Annotated in this window: 20 protein-coding genes and 2 pseudogenes; 14 read left to right on the top strand and 8 right to left on the bottom strand. The window is 64.5% G+C overall.

Annotated features, from left to right (window positions below; translation table 11 throughout):
• Positions 1-25 precede the first annotated feature (25 nt).
• From ACS0OT_RS11415 to ACS0OT_RS11395, 5 genes are all read right to left on the bottom strand, one after another.
• A complete protein-coding gene (locus ACS0OT_RS11415) occupies positions 26-373 on the bottom strand; it encodes an RcnB family protein (protein ID WP_021204235.1) in 348 nt (115 codons plus the stop codon).
• Positions 374-507: 134 nt separating this feature from the next.
• Positions 508-1944, bottom strand: coding sequence for an efflux transporter outer membrane subunit (locus ACS0OT_RS11410; protein WP_164093420.1), 1437 nt, complete (start codon positions 1942-1944; stop codon positions 508-510).
• Positions 1941-2825 carry an efflux RND transporter periplasmic adaptor subunit gene (locus ACS0OT_RS11405; RefSeq protein ID WP_164093421.1) on the bottom strand — a complete coding sequence of 295 codons (885 nt, stop codon included), beginning with the start codon at positions 2823-2825 and terminating at the stop codon, positions 1941-1943. Before ACS0OT_RS11405 ends, ACS0OT_RS11410 begins: the two co-directional genes overlap by 4 nt.
• A 1-nt stretch (position 2826) precedes the next feature.
• Positions 2827-3036, bottom strand: coding sequence for a DUF1656 domain-containing protein (locus tag ACS0OT_RS11400; RefSeq protein WP_005416886.1), 210 nt, complete (start codon positions 3034-3036; stop codon positions 2827-2829).
• Positions 3037-3040: 4 nt separating this feature from the next.
• Entirely contained in the window at positions 3041-5011 is a 1971-nt protein-coding gene (locus tag ACS0OT_RS11395) for an FUSC family protein (RefSeq protein ID WP_442255821.1), read from the bottom strand.
• Positions 5012-5081: 70 nt separating this feature from the next.
• Between ACS0OT_RS11395 and ACS0OT_RS11390 the strand changes: the two genes are divergently transcribed.
• A complete protein-coding gene (locus ACS0OT_RS11390; RefSeq protein ID WP_058981714.1) occupies positions 5082-5876 on the top strand; it encodes an AraC family transcriptional regulator in 795 nt (264 codons plus the stop codon).
• A 35-nt stretch (positions 5877-5911) separates the two neighbouring features.
• Here ACS0OT_RS11390 and ACS0OT_RS11385 read toward each other — a convergent pair whose 3' ends face one another.
• A complete protein-coding gene (locus tag ACS0OT_RS11385; protein WP_065185697.1) occupies positions 5912-6733 on the bottom strand; it encodes an alpha/beta fold hydrolase in 822 nt (273 codons plus the stop codon).
• A 577-nt stretch (positions 6734-7310) separates the two neighbouring features.
• Here ACS0OT_RS11385 and ACS0OT_RS11380 point away from each other — a divergent pair.
• The 8 genes and pseudogenes from ACS0OT_RS11380 to ACS0OT_RS11345 form a co-directional block, all read left to right on the top strand.
• Positions 7311-8051 (top strand): annotated as a pseudogene (locus ACS0OT_RS11380) (RHS repeat-associated core domain-containing protein); the annotation flags it as partial.
• Positions 8052-8503: 452 nt separating this feature from the next.
• The gene (locus tag ACS0OT_RS11375; protein WP_204325523.1) at positions 8504-8929 is read left to right on the top strand and encodes a hypothetical protein; all 426 of its coding nucleotides are present in this window, start codon (positions 8504-8506) and stop codon (positions 8927-8929) included.
• Position 8930: 1 nt separating this feature from the next.
• Positions 8931-9503 (top strand): hypothetical protein, encoded by a 573-nt coding sequence (locus ACS0OT_RS11370; RefSeq protein WP_141750807.1) that lies wholly within the window; start codon positions 8931-8933, stop codon positions 9501-9503.
• Positions 9504-9517: 14 nt separating this feature from the next.
• Positions 9518-10034 (top strand): annotated as a pseudogene (locus ACS0OT_RS11365) (RHS repeat-associated core domain-containing protein); the annotation flags it as partial.
• 175 nt (positions 10035-10209) lie between these two features.
• The gene (locus tag ACS0OT_RS11360) at positions 10210-10650 is read left to right on the top strand and encodes a hypothetical protein (protein WP_139727209.1); all 441 of its coding nucleotides are present in this window, start codon (positions 10210-10212) and stop codon (positions 10648-10650) included.
• A gap of 203 nt (positions 10651-10853) precedes the next feature.
• On the top strand, positions 10854-11264 hold the full coding sequence (locus tag ACS0OT_RS11355; RefSeq protein WP_235652616.1) for a hypothetical protein: 411 nt from the start codon (positions 10854-10856) through the stop codon (positions 11262-11264).
• 487 nt (positions 11265-11751) lie between these two features.
• Complete coding sequence (locus tag ACS0OT_RS11350) at positions 11752-12141, top strand: hypothetical protein (RefSeq protein ID WP_065185693.1); 390 nt, start codon at positions 11752-11754, stop codon at positions 12139-12141.
• A gap of 10 nt (positions 12142-12151) precedes the next feature.
• Entirely contained in the window at positions 12152-12772 is a 621-nt protein-coding gene (locus ACS0OT_RS11345) for a hypothetical protein (protein ID WP_231109062.1), read from the top strand.
• 19 nt (positions 12773-12791) lie between these two features.
• Here the strand turns inward: ACS0OT_RS11345 and ACS0OT_RS11340 are convergent, their stop codons facing one another.
• Positions 12792-13166 (bottom strand): hypothetical protein, encoded by a 375-nt coding sequence (locus ACS0OT_RS11340; protein WP_065185692.1) that lies wholly within the window; start codon positions 13164-13166, stop codon positions 12792-12794.
• A gap of 573 nt (positions 13167-13739) precedes the next feature.
• Between ACS0OT_RS11340 and ACS0OT_RS11335 the strand changes: the two genes are divergently transcribed.
• Positions 13740-14069: a hypothetical protein gene (locus ACS0OT_RS11335; protein ID WP_005416862.1), complete on the top strand. Its 330-nt coding sequence runs from the start codon at positions 13740-13742 to the stop codon at positions 14067-14069.
• On the opposite strand, the gene ACS0OT_RS11330 is transcribed toward ACS0OT_RS11335, so the two are convergent.
• Entirely contained in the window at positions 14063-14467 is a 405-nt protein-coding gene (locus ACS0OT_RS11330) for a hypothetical protein (protein WP_032954242.1), read from the bottom strand. The genes ACS0OT_RS11335 and ACS0OT_RS11330 overlap by 7 nt on opposite strands.
• A 194-nt stretch (positions 14468-14661) precedes the next feature.
• On the opposite strand from ACS0OT_RS11330, the gene moaA reads away from it, so the two are divergent.
• The 4 genes from moaA to ACS0OT_RS11310 are packed head-to-tail and all read left to right on the top strand — an operon-like array spanning position 14662 to position 18159.
• Complete coding sequence (moaA, locus tag ACS0OT_RS11325) at positions 14662-15642, top strand: GTP 3',8-cyclase MoaA (protein WP_164093577.1); 981 nt, start codon at positions 14662-14664, stop codon at positions 15640-15642.
• An 8-nt stretch (positions 15643-15650) separates the two neighbouring features.
• Positions 15651-16649 (top strand): bifunctional molybdenum cofactor biosynthesis protein MoaC/MoaB, encoded by a 999-nt coding sequence (gene moaCB, locus ACS0OT_RS11320; protein ID WP_139727203.1) that lies wholly within the window; start codon positions 15651-15653, stop codon positions 16647-16649.
• Positions 16646-17899 (top strand): molybdopterin molybdotransferase MoeA, encoded by a 1254-nt coding sequence (locus tag ACS0OT_RS11315; RefSeq protein ID WP_139727200.1) that lies wholly within the window; start codon positions 16646-16648, stop codon positions 17897-17899. Before moaCB ends, ACS0OT_RS11315 begins: the two co-directional genes overlap by 4 nt.
• Positions 17899-18159 (top strand): MoaD/ThiS family protein, encoded by a 261-nt coding sequence (locus ACS0OT_RS11310; RefSeq protein ID WP_065177647.1) that lies wholly within the window; start codon positions 17899-17901, stop codon positions 18157-18159. Before ACS0OT_RS11315 ends, ACS0OT_RS11310 begins: the two co-directional genes overlap by 1 nt.

The raw sequence follows: 18159 nt of genomic DNA, 5'->3' as shown, positions 1-18159 counted from the left end.
TACAGGGCCCCGGCGCGCTCCGCATTCAACGATGCAGCGCGTCGATGATCAAGCCGGTCGCGATCTCCACCAACAGGTACTCGGTGTCGGACTGGCGCACCCAACGCTGGCCGCGACCCGGATTGCGCAGGTCATAACGCGCGTAATCGTCCACCCAGTAGCGGCGGTCCACTTCGGCCCAGGGCAGGCGGTCGCCACGACGCCAGGCCTTCTTCTGCCAGCCGGGCGGCGGCGCATCACGGTTGTGCGGGCCGCCAGCATGCGGCGGCGGGCCGTTGCCGCGGGCGTGATGCGGCGGGTCAGCGAAGGCGGGGGCCGCAGCCAACGCGGTGGCGGTGGTCAAAGCGATGGCAAGCAAACGTGTGGTCTTCATGGAAGTGCCTCCGTCATGGCCGCAGCATGCGCCGCTGTGGCGGGAATATAGGGCAGTCAGTGTGAATGAATACGGGTTTGGGCGGCACTTTTCTGAACAGACGGCGCGGCCTGCAGCCGCTGCCAGTCAACGGGTCACTGGACCCCGCCCGGGGCTGAATCTGTTGCAGCCCAGCCTCCACCCAACGACAGGAAAAGATCCATCTGCCGGTCAATGCGCTCCGCGCGCGAGACGGCCAATGCGGACTCCGCATCTGCCAGCGCGGCCTGGGCCGAAAGCAGGTCGAGAAAATCGATCCTGCCGAAACGGTAGAGCTGCTGCGCCTGTCCCGCGGCCCGCGCTGCGTCCCCATGCGCCTGTGCCAGGCTGCGCTCGCGTTCAAGCGCCTGCGTGCAGGCAGAAAGCGCAGTCTCGGTCTGGCGAAGTGCCTGCAGCACCGCGCCGTCAAAGGAAGCAAGAGCCGTATCTGCATTGGCACCGGCCGCTGCGATGCGGGCCTTGGCCACGCGGCGGTTGGGCCAGTGCCATGACAGCAGCGGCCCGACGCTCGCCCCGAAACTGTCGGCGGAAAGCAGATGCGCCGGTGTGCCAGCCACGCCCGAAGAGGCGCCCAAGGTGATCTGCGGATAGAGACCCGCCGTCTCGACACCGATCATTGCAGTCGCGGCGGCCAGGCTGCGTTCGGCTGCGCGTACGTCAGGGCGCCGCTGGAGCAGCTGCCAGCCGTCACCGACCGGCAATGCCTGCTGCAGCTCAGGGGGCTGTGGGCACCCTTCGGCCTCCCTGGGATAGTCTGCCGGGACTTTGCCCATCAGTGCGGCCAGTTCGAACAGTGAGGCCTGCCGTTCCGCCAGCAGGTGCGGTACCGCCGCCGCGCTGCGATTGACGGCTGCACCGGCACGGCTGACATCGAAGTCCGTTCCGCGTCCGCCCGCAGCCAGGCGTCGGGTTGCCTCCAGCGTGGCGCGCTGTATCGCCAGCACCTGCCGGGTTGCAGCGAGCGTGTGATTGCTTGTGCACACCTGGAGATAGGCACGGGTGACGGCCGCAGCGACGACCACGCGGACCTGGTCGCGTGCCGCAGCAACCGCCTCCGCGTCCGCGTTGGCGGCTTCGATGCCGCGGCGGATGCCACCTGCAAGATCCAGTGGATAGGAGAGGTGGAGGCCCAGCGCGTACGACTGCGGCGCGGCCGACGCCTGGGTGTAGCCACCGGCATGGACGAGCGTGCCCGATGCATCCACGTCGGCCTGCACGGCACCGCGCGCGCGATACTCCAGCACGGCAGCGCTGGCGCGCCGAAGGTTGGCATCGGCGGCGCGCAGGTCGGTATTGGCCGCCAGTGCATCGCGTACGTAGGCGTCAAGCTGGGGGTCGCCATACAGTTCCCACCACCGATCCGGTGGTGGGTCGTGGCTGAACGATGCCTCTTTGCCCGAGACGAACGCCTGCGCCGCGCGTGTGGAGGCAGCGACGGCATTCGCAGGCAGGTGATAGTCGGGGCCGGAGACGCAGGCCGTCATCGGCAGCAGCAGGGCAAGCAGCCCACCGCGTAGTGTTCGCAGGCTCACTTGCAGGTTCCCTGTGCCGAGGGCGTGATGGTCACACTCGCAGTGCGACCGACGATCAGGCGGGTATCCGGCCGCGCATCATCAATGCGGATGCGTACCGGGATCCGCTGTGCCAGCCTCACCCAGGTGTAGGTCGGCGCCACCGCCGGCAGCAGGTTGTGGGTGCTTGAGCGCTGATCGTCGGCAATGCCGGCGGCGATGGTATCCACGTGCCCGCGCACGTCGTGGTCGTCGCCCATCAGCCGGGCCACGGCGGCATCGCCCTCGGTGATGCAGGCCAGCTTGGTTTCCTCGAAATAGCCCTCGATGCGCAGGCTGCGGGTGTCGATCAGCGCCAGCGCCTGTGCCCCCGGCTGCAGGTAGTCGCCCGCGTGCAGGTCCAGGTTGGTGACGATGCCATCGGTGGTCGCACGCACCTCGGTGCGTTGCACATTGAGCCGGGCAACGCGCTGTTCGGCCCGCGCCTGCGCCAGGGCGGCCAGCTCGGTATCGACCTTGGCGGCATTGCGTTCGCGGGTTTCCGAAGCGACCAGGTTGCCCAGTGCGTTGTCCCGCGTCGATTCGCGGCGGGCCAGTGCCAGCGTGGCGCGTGCGCTGCTGGCCGCTGCGTCGGCCTTCTCAAGTGCGGCAGCGAAGCGCGGCTGGTCCAGCACCAGCAGCAGCTGTCCGGCGCTGACCCGCTGGTTGTCGTGCACCAGCACCTGGGTGACCAGCCCGCCCATGTCTGACGCAACGCGCACCACATCGGCGCGTACCCGTCCATCGCGCGTCCACGGGCGTGTTTCGTAACGCTTCCAGATGGACAGTGCGGCAACGACAGCAATCGCGAATACAACCAGCGTAGTGCTCCAGCGCCCGATGACGGCAAGCAGGTGTTTCATTTCATTTCTCGAACAGGGGCGCGAGCCGGATCATCAGCTCCGCCAGGATCACGAACAGGGACAGGCCCACCAGTGGCCACGCGGCGAACAACCGGTACAGACCGAGGCTGGCGAGGAAACGTGAGGTCAGTACCGACAGCGCCAGCGCGGCGACGGCCACCGCAAGCAGGCCGGGAATCAGCACGCCGTCAATCGAAAGATCAGGAAGCATGAGGTCAGCGCCGGTGGGTGAACAAAGGTACGAGAAGGTCGCGGCGCAACCCGCAGAGCAGGTGCGACAGATGCTCCCGATCAGCCCCACTGCTGGTAACCACTGCTTCGCGCATTCGGTCCAGCACTTCCAGAAGATGGGTGTCGATACGGCGCGGCGGGTGGGCACGAACCCTGAAATGCTCGGCGATGCGTTCGATCAGCAGTGCATGAAGCGCCCGGACCTGCGGATTGTCCAGGCACCTTTCCAGTGCGCGGAGTTGGCTGGATGCACGTGCCGCACGAACATCCGCAAACAATGCCCGCAGGTCGTGTCCTGCGCTGGAACGGCCCTGCAGCCTGGGAGCGAGCAGCCCGATTCGATCCAGCATGCGGCTGAGCCAGGCGCGTGTCACATCACCTTGTCCGGCGGCGTGTCGTGCGATGTCCCGGCGGATCGAACGCTCCAGCCGAGCGCGGTTGCGGCCCGCATCGGCGGTCTGGAACAGCTGCATGCTGCACAGTGCCACCGTCGTACCGATGAACAATGCAACGCTGTTGTTGAGTGCGCCGACGATGTTGACCGTATTGGTCGCGCCCAGTCCCGCGATGAGCGGAAACGTCAGCACCACGCCCAGCGCAGCCATGATGAAGGGAGGCCGGGCCAGGAACGATCCGCACAGCAGCAGCGCAGGCGCCAGCGCGGCAATCAGGCCGACGAAATCGGACAGCGCGGGGAAGATCAGCAGACCGTAGAGCAGGCCGACGGCAACGCCGATCAACGACCCCACCAGATAGCGCATGACATGCGGCGCAGGCGCTTCGATCGTGCCGAACAGCACGCACGCCGTGCCGATGATGGACACCGCCGTGGCGCCGTCCGACCAGCCGGTAACGATCCACAGAACGCAGCTCAGCAGGATGCCGACGAACGCGCCCAGCGCGCTGCGCAGGGCAAGCCGATGATCCCGGTGAAGTACCGCACCCTGCACATGTCGCGCAAGGCGGGCAGGTACATGCCGACGCCAGTGGGGCCTGGCGGTGTGCAGTTGCGCCTGCAGCACGCGGCAGTCGGCGTGGGCGAGGTCGAGCTCCGTCTGTTGCGCGGCGAGGCCGGCCTGTAGCAGATCGCGCCAGCCCGTTGCATCCATCGCGCCGGCCTGTGGTGAACGCAGCCGGTCGATGGAATCTTCCACCGCGCTGGACAGCATCAGGACGTCCAGCATCCGGTCGTGCAGGGCGCGCAGGATCTGTACCTGGGCCACGCCGTGGGCGCTGTCGAAGGGCAGGTGGATCGACAGCACATGCAGCTCGAGCAGGTCCGCCGCCACTTTCGAGCGGTCCGTCGCCAGCACCGTGTCCGATGCGCCGGCGCGCATGTCCCGTGTCCATCGTTCCGCGTCATCCAGCACGGCAGCGACCCGTGCGTGCACGCGCGACGAAACCCGGCGCGGCAGCACCAGCCCATGGACCAGCGTTGCGGCCAGGATGCCGATGGCGATTTCCTGCACCCGCGTGATGGCGATGGTGAACACGTCTGCCGGCACCATCACCGCAGGAAACCCGATCAGGCTGGTGGTATAGCCGGCCAGCAGGAACGCATAGGCACGTGGCGTGCGGTCGAGCATTGCCAGATACAGGCAAAGTGACATCCAGGTGGCGAGCGCGGCGCTCAGCACCAGGGGGGCATTGGCGAAGCGTGGCACCAGCGCGACGGTGGCGACGGCCCCACCCACGGTACCGAGCAGGCGAAACAGGCCGCGGCTCAGTGTTGCCCCGGAAAGGGGCTGCGACACCAGATAGACCGTGCCGATCACCCAGAACGGGCGATTCAGGCCGATCCGCAGAGAGACATACAGCCCCAGTGACGCGGCGAGCAGGCATTTGAGCGAGAACAGCGCTGCTTCCTGGTCGGTCCTGAGGGCAGGGCTTTTCAACCGGCCGAATGCCTGGAACACATGGGGACGAAAAGGGGTGGGGGAGGGCATGCGGCTCATGCTAGTGATCGGCCGCACTGGCGAATTTCGCTACAATGACAACCAATCGCTAAAACAGGTCAATGTGAGAATGGCTCGCATTTCGCTCCCCGGCTTTGACCTGGACCCGGACGAGACCGATCGCCCGGCGGTCGCCAGCCGCCTGCAGGTGGCCGAGCACGACGCAGAGATTCCCGTGCATGAGCACCGCAAGGGCCAGCTCATTCTTGCGCTGCATGGGGCGGTGACCTGCGAAGTGGCCAATGCGCTGTGGATCGTGCCGCCCCAGTGTGGCGTCTGGATTCCGGGCGGCATGCCGCACAGCAACCGCGCCACCGCAAACGCGCGCCTGTGCTACCTGTTCGTCGAGCCCGGCATCGTCGACCTGCCGGCGCAGTGCGTGACGCTGGCCATCTCGCCGATGCTGCGCGAGATGATCCTGCACCTGGCCGACGCGCCGCTGGACTATCCGCATGGCAGCCACACCGACCGGCTGGCGCGGGTGTTGCTGGACGAGCTGGTACAGATGCCGGCTGAGCATCTGTCGCTGCCGGTCAGCCATCACCCGAAGGTGCGTGCGCTGGCTGCGGCGCTTTCTGCGGATCCGACAGACCGCAGCACCATCGGCCAGTGGGCCGTGCGCCTGGCCCTGGGCGAGCGCACGTTGACCCGCCTCATCGAACGGGAAACGGGACTGTCTTTCGGGCGCTGGCGGCAGCAACTGCACCTGCTCATCGCCATTCGGGAACTCGCCGCCGGTGCACCCGTACAACGCGTTTCCGAGACGCTGGGCTATGAGTCGGTGACGGCCTTCATCACGATGTTCAAGAAGGCGCTTGGCCTTTCCCCGGCGCGGTACTTTGCGGTGCGCCTGCGTGGGCAGTAGCAGGGAACAGCGGGGGAAGCCCCTGCCTGGAACAGCTACTTTAAAGTGCCTGAGACAGATTGAATCGCGGCCACCACCGCAGCAGGATCCTCGCGCTGGAGGGTGTGCCCGGTCGCCAGGTAGCGATGCGAGCCGCGCGTGAATCCCGAGAAGAGCAGGGCGTGCTGTGCTTTCCAGAGCGCCTTGCCCGCTGCGGTCTCTTCGAAGAACAGCGGTTCGGCAGCCAGCTGGGTTGCAGTCAGCAGCGCTACCGGCACGTCCGGCATCGTGCGCGGGGTTTCCGCACCGGGTGCATCCAGCTGTTCGGTCAGCACGGCATAGTCGGCGGCCATGGCCGGCGGCAGCATTGCCTGCAGCTGGGCATCGTCTGCCTGCACGCGTGCACTGTCGGCCTGCTTGAACGCATGGCGCTGCCCCATCGTGGCCGGGTCCACCAGCACCAGGCCCTGCAGCCGCTCCGGATGGCGGCGTGCAAACTCCGTGGCCAGCAGGCCGCCATAGGAGTGACCCACCAGCACCACGCGGCGACCGGGAGCGAGCGTATCGATCACGGCCGTGAGGTCGGCCAGATGCGCATCGATGCGCTTGGGGTGACCGTCGCTGCCGGACTTGCCGAGTCCCGCACGGGCGTAGGTGATGCTGTGATAGTCGCGCCCCAGACCCGCGACCACCTCCTTCCAGGCGCCCGCGCCCTGGCCGAAACCGGATTCAAAGACCACGGTGATCGGGCCTGACCCCGTTTCTTCGGCCTGCAGTGCGTAAGCGCCTCGATCCACCTGGATTTCCCCTGCGTGCGCGGTGCCCACTGCGGCCATCATCGCGGCCAGCGCCCACAACGTCACTCGGCTGCTCTTCATTGCCGTTCCCCTGGGCCGTGCGCGTGCCAGTCCTTCCGATGGGTCAGGTCTGCAGCGGAGTGCCACAGCCTGGCGACCTCGCGACGGGTCGTGCTGGTAATGTAGTGAGGTATAACACCTGCTCCCTGTGCAGGAAGTCATGGTGCATGAGGTCGCTGCGCCTGCGCTGCGGGTTCTTCCGCCCCCCTATCAACGCGGCTGACCTTGCCGGCATCTGGTGCGTCGGATCTGACGCTGCTTTTGCCCTTTGTCGCCGGCGTTGCAGCAGTTGGAGGAAGGGATGCCGGCAATCTATTGGGTTGCATTGGGTATCGTCTGCGCTATGGTTGGAATTCAAACTGTGTATTGAGCCCTATGAAGCTGACGCGCGGATGGTTTCTTGCACTATCTGTAATGTGGCTGGCCATTTTCACTTTGATGCTGTGGCTTGACCGAATCTGGGATGCGTGTGGCGCGTTGCTAGCTGCGACAGCCTTCTTTCTCGTTGCCTTGAGGAGAAAGCAGCATTTGGCTGGTGGATCACAAGAGTAGCGTGCCTTCTCAGCCCCCTCTTCGAAGGGGGGGGCTTGAGAATCTTGACTCCACCGGTAATCGCACCCCGCTGACCACTTCGGCAGGCACCGCCAGCTACACCTATCCCCCAACCAGCCATCGCCTGGCTGCGGTGGATGGCGAGGTACGCAACCATGACGCAGCGGGGAATACCACCAGCATCGGCAGCAAGACGTTCATCTACAACGATGCGAACCGCATGAACGCGGTGAGGCAGGGTGATGCCGTGCTGGAAAGCTACGGTTACAACCATCGCGGTGAGCGCGTGCTGCGCACCCCGGCCGGTGGCGCGGCGCAGATCACGCTGTACGACGAGGCAAGACAGTGGCTGGGCAACTACTCGGCCACGGGCCAGGCGCAGCAGCAGGCCATCTGGCTGGATAACTTCCCGGTGGCGCTGATCAATGTGCCGGCTACCGGCGTGCCGGCGTTGGCCTACGTCCAACCAGATCATCTGGGTACGCCGCGCGTGGTGATCGATCCGGTGCGGAATGTTGCAATCTGGGGGTGGAGCAACAAGAGCGAGGTATTCGGCAACCAGATTCCGAGTGCAGACCCGGACGGGGATGGTGTGGCGTTCGAACTGGCACTGCGCTTCCCGGGTCAGCAGGCAACGAGTGCGAGTAGGTTGTTCTACAACTATCAGCGCGAGTACGACCCATCCGTGGGGCGCTACTCTCAGAGTGATCCCATCGGGCTGGATGGCGGCATCTCCACATTCTCTTACGCTGAAAGCAATCCTCTGTCCTATGTTGATCCTCTAGGGGAAATGTCGCGACGCAAAGGTGAGCGCAATTTGACTCGCTCGCCAGATGGCACAGGCAACCCGGATAAGCATTGGAAGGATGATCCCAAGCGGCCAGGATGGGGTTGGCAGCTGGATGGCCATTCAGGCAAGCCGAAGTACAAAAAGAGACCGCACTACCTGCTTCCCCCAAAGGCAATCGGGCCGGGTCTGGTCCTCCGGGTTGCCCTTCAGGTAGCCTGTGAGAATGGCGACCTTGCCTCCTGCAAGACGCTCTGTACTCTGTTCCCTGAGGTCTGTGGCAATGTTGACTTCGCCGGACCCAATGTAGCGATGTGTTCAACTGAGGGGCCGTCGTTGAATTTGCAGTGATAGGCAGTGATCCGTCGATCTTCATGGTTCCAGGCACAATGCGGCCTGGATTCCGTGATGGTTCGCAGCATGCCTGTAGATGACAGGACGTGGAGTTGATAGTGAAGTCATTGCATTCGCGAGCGAAGATTGACTTGGCGCCCTTGACCGCAAGGGCTCTAAGAAAAATAGTGGGGAGTCTGTTCCATCGCCGGCACGACTATGGTGATTTCGAGCCCGAAGAACTGCTGGATGAGCTTGCGCGGCTAGGTGTTACAACGGCCAAGCAGTTCAGGCTGCTTATGAAAAAACATCGTCGCGCAATTCTTCGGGACGAGAGGGCGAAGATGTCTAGAAGAAAGATGCTCTACCTCTTGGACGAGTTCGGCCCTGAAGGTCTTGACATGCATACCAATACCTCTTGGTTCGCGACTTCGGGATTGGTGCGGCAAGCCATTGAGAAGGAATTCGGCTGGGAGGCATTTATCGCTTTGTACGATCGCCGGCCAGGCGCCGCCTCTGGTTCTTCTGAACAGTCGGCGCCCTAGCATGAAGTCCATTGCGCTTTGGAGAATGAAGCGCGAGGCCAAGAGGAGCGGTCTGCGAGTCGTTGGCAATTTTTTGATTGCGTTACATACGCGCGATGTTATCTCAGGTTTCACGTTGGATCCTGCGCCATCCTCTACCTATGTATGGACCTTCGTAATTCCGACATATGATGATTTGCCCTACCTGCACATGTCTCTAGGTCAGAGGATTGCAAGCGCGGAAGTGGATAAAGGTTTTTTCTGTGGAATGCATGAGGCGCATGCCAAAAAGCTTGAGACAGTGAGAACGGCGGCAGACTTGTTGCTCTATGTCGACAGTCTTGACTTCACAAGCGACTATTCGGAATGGGTAAAATACATATCCGCCATCCGGCTTGGCGATTTCGTGGCGGCGGACGCGACGCTGAAGACGCTTTTGAAGTTGCCAATGTCCAATGCTATTAAAAGTAGATTAGATGCGATTCTTTCTGTACTGAAGAATGGTGGTGAATCCGGCGCGCAGCATCTTTTGGAGGCGTGGTCTGTTCAGACGGATCGATTAGTGGGTGGCAGCTCCTGGGGCAGCGGACGGTAGCGAATCGTCGCGCTGCACGCAGCCCTAATGCAGCAGGGAATACCACGCTCTGACAGCAGATCGTTTACCTGCAGCGATACCAACCGCATGAACGCGGTGAAGCAGGGTAATGCCGTGCAGGAAAGCAACGCCTACAACCATCGCGGCGTGCGCGTGCTGCCTACCTCGGGTAGTGGCGTAGCGCAGATCACCCTGTACGACGAAGCAGGGCAGTGGCTGGGCAACTACTCGGCCACCGGCCAGGCGGAGCAGCTGGCCATCTGGCTGGACAACTACCCGGTGGCGCTGATCAATGTGCCGGCTACCGGCGTGCCGGAGCTGGCCTACGTGCAGCCGGATCATCTGGGCACACCGCACGTGGTGATCGATCCGGTGCGCGATGTGGCGATCTGGGAGTGGAGCAACAAGAGCGAGGTATTCGGCAACCAGCTTCCGAGTGCCGATCCGGATGGCGATGGTGTGGTGTTCGAGCTGGCGTTGCGCTTCCCGGGCCAGCAGGCCACGGATGCGAGCGGGTGGTTCTACAACTATAGTGGTTCGATCAAAACATCAAGGGCGACTCCACCGCTGACTCCGCTGCGGATCAGCTGGCAAACCGCCTCGGACGATCATCTGGACAAATGAGCCGTACGCGGAGTTGCTCGCAGATGTGCGGGAGCTATCGACCCGGTGGAAACTTCCCTTGCTGATGACTCGGATGCCTCAGATGTACGCCCCCAAGCTGCTCCCAATCGTGACGCTGTCAATCGCACTTTCTGGTTGCATGGAAGTTGCCAGCACCGAGTATGCAGACCGCAATCAAGCCGTCTCAAGGCAAGCAATCGGTGAATCCAAATGGTTGCCTTCATGGTTGCCAGAAGATGCAGTCAATATACGCGAGTCGCACGACATTGACACAAATGAATCGTGGCTGGTTTTCCACCTGACCAGCGGGGTTCTTACTTTGCCCGAAGAATGTAGGCTGGTGAGCAGGCCGGAGCTGTCCGGCGCGCGAGTCATGCGGAGATTTCCTCAGTTTGCCCGCAGCGCGTGGTCACGAGCATCAAGCTACTCCGGGAAGTTCTATCTGTGCCCGGAGGGTGATGTTGGTCGCTGGGTCATGCGCGATGAAGAGCTGGGCCTTGTTTACAGCGGAATAGCGCTATAAGTGGCTGGGCGGTCTCGCCTGGGAAGCGAAATGCGCGGCTGGTACTTTGCGATGTCCTTTCCCGGTGCCTGATTCGCTACTTTCCGGCCGAGCGTCGAGGTCGGGCATGGGTCACATCGACCTCGCCACTGGCCATGTTCGCGAATGGGAAGGCGCTGTCAGAGCATCGCAGGTTCCGGCAGGTCCTGGGGCGCGTGGCCGTGATGACGACTGTATGGGAGGGGATCTGGGATGTCGGCTCCATGCTCTATTGCGGCTGCAGCGCAGGCGGTGGATGGAGGCGAATAGAAATGAAAGAAAAAATGAGAGAAAGAGAGGCGCTGTCGCCAACTGGCTTCTATGACCAATACTATGCGGACAGTGGCCTGGATCAGGAAACCGTAGTGGAGCTGCTGGAGCATGTTGCAGACGAGCTTCGTTTGCCCTCCGGGAAGCTCCGTCCTGGAGATCGATTTTCGAAGGAACTGTCGCCTGGTGAAGCTGATGGCTGGGACTCGGGATATGGAGTTTTAATATTCGAGCTTCAATCGCTCGCGAAAGAACGGGGTATTGCAGTCAATCGGCGGGTGGATTCGCTCGACGACTACCTTCGTATCATGGCGGGTATCTATTGATGAGGTTGATGCGTACCTGAATGGTTGTATGCGTGAGACGTCGCAGTGCGTACTGAGGATCCGAGGATGCCAAAGGTGAGGTGTGCCGCAGCTGTCATGGCCGGTCTGGTTCTGGCTGGCTGTGCAACATTGGGTGGCGATATGATCGTGCGCGTCTCGGGAAGCGTGCCGCCAGGTCAGGGTGACGTTCGCGCTCTGGATTGTGAGCTGAGCATGCTCGGGGAGGGCGAAGGTGTAGTTTCGTCGAAACCGGTTGGAAGCACATTCTCGGTCCCCATGATGGTCGTTGCAGGTCCGGAACCCCAGAGCTACCAATTCGCCGTTGAATGCACGGACGGCCGGAGGTTCGCATCCAAGCCGGTGCTGATCAGTAGTCGGCGCTCCTATGCTCGGGATCTCAACCTTGGGGAGCTTCAGGAGTGGTGAGAGAGAGGAAGGGGCGGACGAGGTCGCACCACCGTGGTATGCATCTGGTGGATTCCAGTAGATGAACCAAGATTTCAACTCCCTCGAATGGTGTGACGCCACGTTGCTGGCCATCAACATTGATAGGAGCAAACCTGGCGTATGCGACGAGGTAAAGGTCCACGTGCGCTGGCCGGACGGCCGGCAGGCAACCGTCTGCTTCTCGGAAGCCTACGGGTGCTCGGCGCTCATGAACTTCGGCGTACTGGGGGAGGAGGGAATAGAGTTCGCCAGGGTCGAGGACGACGAGCCGGGGCTTGCTCATCTTCTTGATCGTTGGAAGGCGGTCGGCTATCCGTTGTCCGGCCTGAAGTGTTTCCGTATCGAGACTACCTCGACCGGAAGCGTAATTCTCATCTACGCCAGGACATGGCGGATCGAGCATCTGCCGATGGCGGGTGCAGTGTCCTGAAGGATATTCCGTGCCCAGATTCCTCACCCCCGACAAGGTCTCCCTCATCCAGGGGAAGCGGTCTGTGAAGAACGAGCGGAGATGTGCTTGGGGTCATGATTTTTGGCCCTGCGGCGACGTTGTCCGCCACACTCTGCAAACTGGGGTCTTGATGATGGTGAGGATCCTGACAGCACTACTTCTGATTGGATTCGGACTTGGATTCTCTGGCGGTGCATGGGCTGTAGGAAAGCGGCCCTTCAAGATGATCCAGTTCTGCGTGCATGACCAAGAGGGCGTGAATCGGTTCAAGCAGACCCTCAGCTCTATCGCCAAGGACGAAGGAATGCAGTACTTCGATGGCAGCGCTGAATTGGATCGCCAGCTTGCCAGGGCAAAGGTGGACGTGAAGCGCCCTGTCGTCTACGTCGGAGTGAAGCGGGAAGATGGCTCAGGACTGGAGGCGGGGAACCTCGGATTGGATCGCTTCGAGATAGCTATCGGCTTCTCTGAAGGGAAGATGCCCGCCGAGGCACGGTCATTTTCTGTTCGCGTCGAACGCACCTTGGCCGAGCGCTGGAATGTACTCGCGATTCGCTCGGCGAAGGGCGCTACGCCGCTGGCATGTCGGGTGGAAGGCGGTTCTCGTTGAAGTCCGTTGCACATGACATTCACCCTTCGGGCTGCAACCGCCCCACCGCCTGGGCGCACAACGACTGGCAGGCCATGACCAACCCCTCCATCACCCGGTCGCCCACGTACTGCCCGGGTTCGCCGTTCTGCCGGGTGCGTTCGGCCGCCAGCAGCATTTCCAGCACCACCCGCAACCCGGTCAATGCGCAATCGGCGTCGGCCAGGGCGAGGCAGCGGCCGGGCAGCTGGTGACGCTCCGGCCAGGGCTGCCCGTCGGCCGCCGCACCGGAGCCGATGCGGTGGAGGTTGGCAATGAAGGTGTTCCGGTCAATCGCAGGCGAAGCCGGTGGCGAACCGTCGTCAGTGGCGGCGCTGCGGTAGGCGTGCAGAGGCGGGAAGTCCGATTCGTTCATGGCAAGGCTCCGTGCAGGGCAATCGGCAGCCGCCACCCATAAAAGTGGCGGGCGGTACGTGGTTCGAATCCGGGTTGGTCCCAAGCCGGTGGGCGCGAACGCCCCCACGCACCGCCCGCCATAGCCGGCAGACGGATTGCCAGCCGGCGCCACGGAATGTGGACGCCGACTGGCAAGCGCAATCACTCAGGACCAACTCGGGATTCGAAACCCGGCCACCCTTTTCCGGTGGCACGCCATCTGAGCCCCTGGCGCTGTGCAATGCCAATCAGAAGAGTTGTAAACATCACTCGATTGGAGACGCTTTCGGCATTCTCCCATGCTGTTAAGCACTGCCAGCGCTGGCTGGCGCGGCGGTCCGCCCGCACCGTGCAATCTGCGACAGATGTCGAGGTTGGGGGGCGTTAGGGAACAAGGGGGGGAGGGGCGATGACGACAGGCTCTGCGGGGAGCGACCTGTGTCGAGCACGGCCCGCGTCTACAGGTGCCAAAGCGTGACGTGCGACTCGGGTTGACGTTCCCAGCCACCAAGCGCAGGCTTGCTCAGCACGTTTCCTAAACAGAAGGAGACTTATGACCGCCACCGCTTCGCTGCACCCCACCCCCGACACCCAAGGCCGTTCCCGCCTGTGGAGTGTGTTCTGGCTGCAGGGCGTCATTCCCAGCAACATTCTGTGGGCGGTGGCCCTCTGGGCGCTGGCCAACCAGCGCACCACGCTGCTGCTGGGGGTATTTGCCGTGCTGCTGCTCTATACCGGCTGGATCATCCCGGCGGTCTGGCGGGCGGCGCCCACCGCGCACAACCCCAACCTGGGCGTGGCGGCGCGCGGGCTGACCGTGGCCTGGGGGCTGAACACCGTGCTGGTGATCTTCTTCCTGACCCTGCAGCTGGTGGCTCAATAGAACTGAACGGGCTCGCCGCCACGGTCGAAGGCGGCGAAGCGGCCGATCTGACCGTCATGGATGGCGTTGACCATCAGCCGCAACGGGCGCGCGGCTTCGTCGCTGTTCGGCGCGAAACCGCCACGGCCATCCAGCGCCGCTACGAACACCAGGTCCCAGTCGATGCCGGTGGTGGTCGATTCGGCCGCCAGCGCCTGGAAGCTGGGCACCTCGGCCGGCAGCTTGTCCACGCACAGCACCGGCGACAGGGTGCCGCCCTCGCGGCGGTCATGACGGTCGCGCTGGTCGCTGGTGGGCGATTCGGGCAGCTCGGCGCGCACGAATACGAACAGCAGGCGTTGCGGTTCAGCCTGCTCGCCGGCGGCGTGCAGCAGTTGCTGGAAATCGTTCATCATCATGAGGGTTGTCACACGCCCGCTGCACGGAAAGCCGCATGCTGCCACAACGCCTGCCGCGCGGGGCCGAACGCGATTGATTTAAGTCATGCCGATGGAACTGAAGGCCGCGTACTCTGGCAATCGTTCCAGCAGGCGAGGGTATCCGGGCCGTTCCGGGCACAGGCAAGACGGTGGAGCAACAAGGTGGACCAGCCATGAGCCAACTCACCGACGGTTTCGGACGCAGCTTTCCGTACCTGCGCCTGTCGCTGACCGAAGCCTGCAACTTCCGTTGCAGCTACTGCCTGCCCGACGGTTACCAAGCCGATGGCCGCCCGCGCTTCCTGCAGGTGGAGGAGATCGGCCGCCTGGTGCGGGCCTTTGCCGCGCTGGGGATGAGCAAGATCCGCCTGACCGGCGGTGAGCCCAGCCTGCGCAAGGACCTGGACGAGATCATCGCCACCGTGGCGGCGGTGCCGGGCATCCGCAAGGTGGCCATCACTACCAACGGCACGCTGCTGCCGCGGCGCCTGCCGGGCTGGCACCGGGCAGGCCTGACTGCGCTGAACGTGAGCATGGACAGCCTGCAGCGCGAACGCTTCAAGACCATCACCGGCCATGACCGCCTGCCGGAGATCCAGCAGGGCCTGGCCCTGGCGCAGGCGTTGGGCCTGCCGGCGATCAAGCTCAACGCGGTGCTGCTGCGCGGCCTGAACGACGACGAGCTGCCGCAGTGGATGGACTACCTGCGCGACCGCCCCTTCAGCGTGCGCTTCATCGAGCTGATGCGCACCGGCGACAACGAAGCTTATTTCCAGCGCCACCACCTGCGCGCCGACGTGGTGATCGAGCAGCTGCTGGCCGCGGGCTGGCACGAGCGCCCGCGCGCGGCCGATGCCGGCCCGGCGCGCGAGTTCGGCCACCCCGACCATCGCGGCAGCATCGGCATCATCGCGCCGTATTCGCGTGACTTCTGCAAGGGCTGCAACCGCCTGCGGGTGACCGCCAGGGGCGACCTGCGGCTGTGCCTGTTTGGCGAGTTCGGCGTTCCGCTGCGCCCGCTGCTGCAGCGCGACGAGGACCGCGACGCGCTGCTGGCACGCATCACCACCCAGCTTGGCCTGAAAGCGGCCGGGCATGGACTGCACCAGGGCCAGACCGGGCTGACCCCGCACCTGGCCTCCATCGGAGGATGAGCAACACGATGAGTGGGGAATTGAATGCGGCCTTCCATATGGCCGATGTCCGTGACAAGCGCATCACCCGCCGCCGTGCGGTGGCGGTGGGCGAGTTGCATGCCGGTCCAGTGGCGTATCCGCTGATCGTCGAGCGCCGCCTGCCCAAAGGCGATGCGCTGGTGATGGCCGAGATTGCCGGCCTGCAGGGCGCCAAGATGGCGTCGATGCTGATGCCGCTGTGCCATCCGCTGCCGCTGGAACTGGTGCAGGTGTTCTGCGCACCGGTGCCGGAGCGGCAGGCGATCCGCGTGTGGTGCGAGTGCGCCAGCGAGGCGCGCACCGGCGTGGAGATGGAGGCACTGGCCGGCGTCAACGCGGCGCTGCTGACCCTGTACGACCTGAGCAAGCCGGTGGAACCGGCGCTGCGCATCGAAGGCATCCGCCTGCTGTTCAAGGAAGGTGGCAAGCGCGGTGTCTGGCTGCACCCCGACGGCATGGACGATGCCGAGCGCACGCGTTTCAAGCCGCGTGCGCCGAAGGGCCTGGAGGGCGCGGCCTGCGCGGTGATCACGCTGAGTGATCGCGCCAGCGAAGGCACCTATGAGGATGTGTCCGGCCCAACCCTGGTGACCGGCGTGAAAAAGCTGGGTGGCGACGTAGTGGCCGCCGAGGTCTTGCCCGATGGCATCGAGCCATTGGTGGGCCGCCTGCAGGCCTTGGCCGCCGAGGGCGTGCGCCTGTGCCTGTGTACCGGCGGTACCGGGCTGGGCCCGCGTGACCTGACCCCGGAGGCGCTGCGTTCCTTGAACGCGCGGCCGGTGCATGGCCTGGCGCAGATGGTACGGGCACTGAGTGCACAGCACACGCCGATGGCCTGGCTGAGCCGCGCCGAGGTGGTGCAGCTGGGCAACATGCTGGTGTTTGCATTGCCCGGCAGCCCGAAGGCGGCGGCGCAGTGCCTGGACATCCTGGCGCCGGTACTGGGCCACGCCCTGGCGATGGTCGAGGGGGATGGCCACGCATGATTCCCTACAGCGAGGCCTTGCAGCACCTGCTGGACGCGGCCACGCCGCTGCCGGCCGAGCGCCTGCCGCTGCATGAGGCCGGCGGCCGTACCCTGGCCAGTGACATCCACAGCGGGCAGTCGTTGCCGCCGTTCGACAATTCGGCAATGGACGGCTTCGCGCTGCGCGCCAACGGCGCGACGTTCGAGGCCGGTACCGAATTCGCGGTGCAGGGCTGGCAGGCGGCCGGCGATGCCGGCGCCGAAGGCGGCGAGGGTGCCTGGGAAATCATGACCGGTGCGCGCATGCCGTCGGGGCTGGATACGGTGGTGCCGGTCGAGAACGTGGACATCCTCGCCAGCGAGGAGGGGCGCCCGACCCGCATCGCCCTGAAGGGCACGGTGAAGCCGGGCCAGAACGTGCGCCTGCGCGGCCAGGATGTACGCGAAGGCGAGCGTGTGCTGCAGGCCGGGCAGGTGCTGGATATCAATGCGCGCACCCTGCTGCATGCGATCGGCGTGGGCGAGGTGGCGGTGGTGGCGCGGCCGAAGGCGGCAGTGATCGCTACCGGCAAGGAGTTGGTGACCGAGGCGGCGCAGACGCTGGAATCCGGCCAGATCCGTGACAGCAACCGGCCATACCTGGTCGGCCGCCTGCAGGCCGCCGGTGCCGAGGTGGTGTGGCAGGGCACGGTGGGCGACGACGTGGCCGCGTTCAATGCGGTGCTGGATGAAGCGCTGGCTGCGGGTGCGCAGCTGTTGATCAGCACCGGCGCGGTGTCGGCCGGCCGCTACGATTTCGTTCCCGACGCGCTGCGCGGACGGGGTGCGCGCATCGTGTTCCACAAGGTGGCGATCCGCCCCGGCAAGCCGTTGCTGTTTGCGGTGCTGCCCAATGGCGCGCTGTATTTCGGCCTGCCGGGCAATCCCGTCTCGGCGGCCGTGGGCCAGCGCTTCTTCGTCGAGCCGGTGCTGCGCCGCCTGCTGGGGCTGGCACCGGAGCCGGTGCTGACGTTGCCGCTGCAGGCCGACGTGCGCACGCCGCCGGGCCTGCGCTTCCACGCGCGGGCGCGGGTGGAAGTGGACGCGCAGGGGCGCCTGAGTGCGCGCGTGCTGTCCGGGCAGGAATCATTCCGTTTGATGTCCATGCTGCAGGCCAACGCCTGGGTGGTGTTGGAAGGCGAGGGCAGCGTGGCCGCTGCCGGCACGCCAGTGCGCGTGCAGGGCTGGGGTCATCAGGACCCGGTGCAGCTGGCGAGCCAGGAGCCGTGATGAGACAGGTGAATCTGCAGTTGTTCGGTGCGTTTTCCGATCTGGATGCAAGCCGTGAAATCGCGGTGGAGGTGGCTGGTGGCACCGTGGCCGATCTGCGCCAGGCGCTGCGCGAGCTGCTGCCACTGCGTTGGCCGGGTTTCCGTGCCGGCCTGCTGGATTACTCGGCATTCGCCGATCAGCAACGCGTGCTGCGCGACGACGAGGCGCTGCCCGACGATGGCCGGGTGGCGATCCTGCCGCCGGTGAGCGGGGGCTGA

This window comes from Stenotrophomonas maltophilia group sp. RY12688 (assembly GCF_052149045.1).
Taxonomy (GTDB): domain Bacteria; phylum Pseudomonadota; class Gammaproteobacteria; order Xanthomonadales; family Xanthomonadaceae; genus Stenotrophomonas; species Stenotrophomonas sepilia.
The sequence above is the reverse complement of the archived record's forward strand: the minus strand, read 5'-3'. Positions and strand labels throughout refer to the sequence as shown.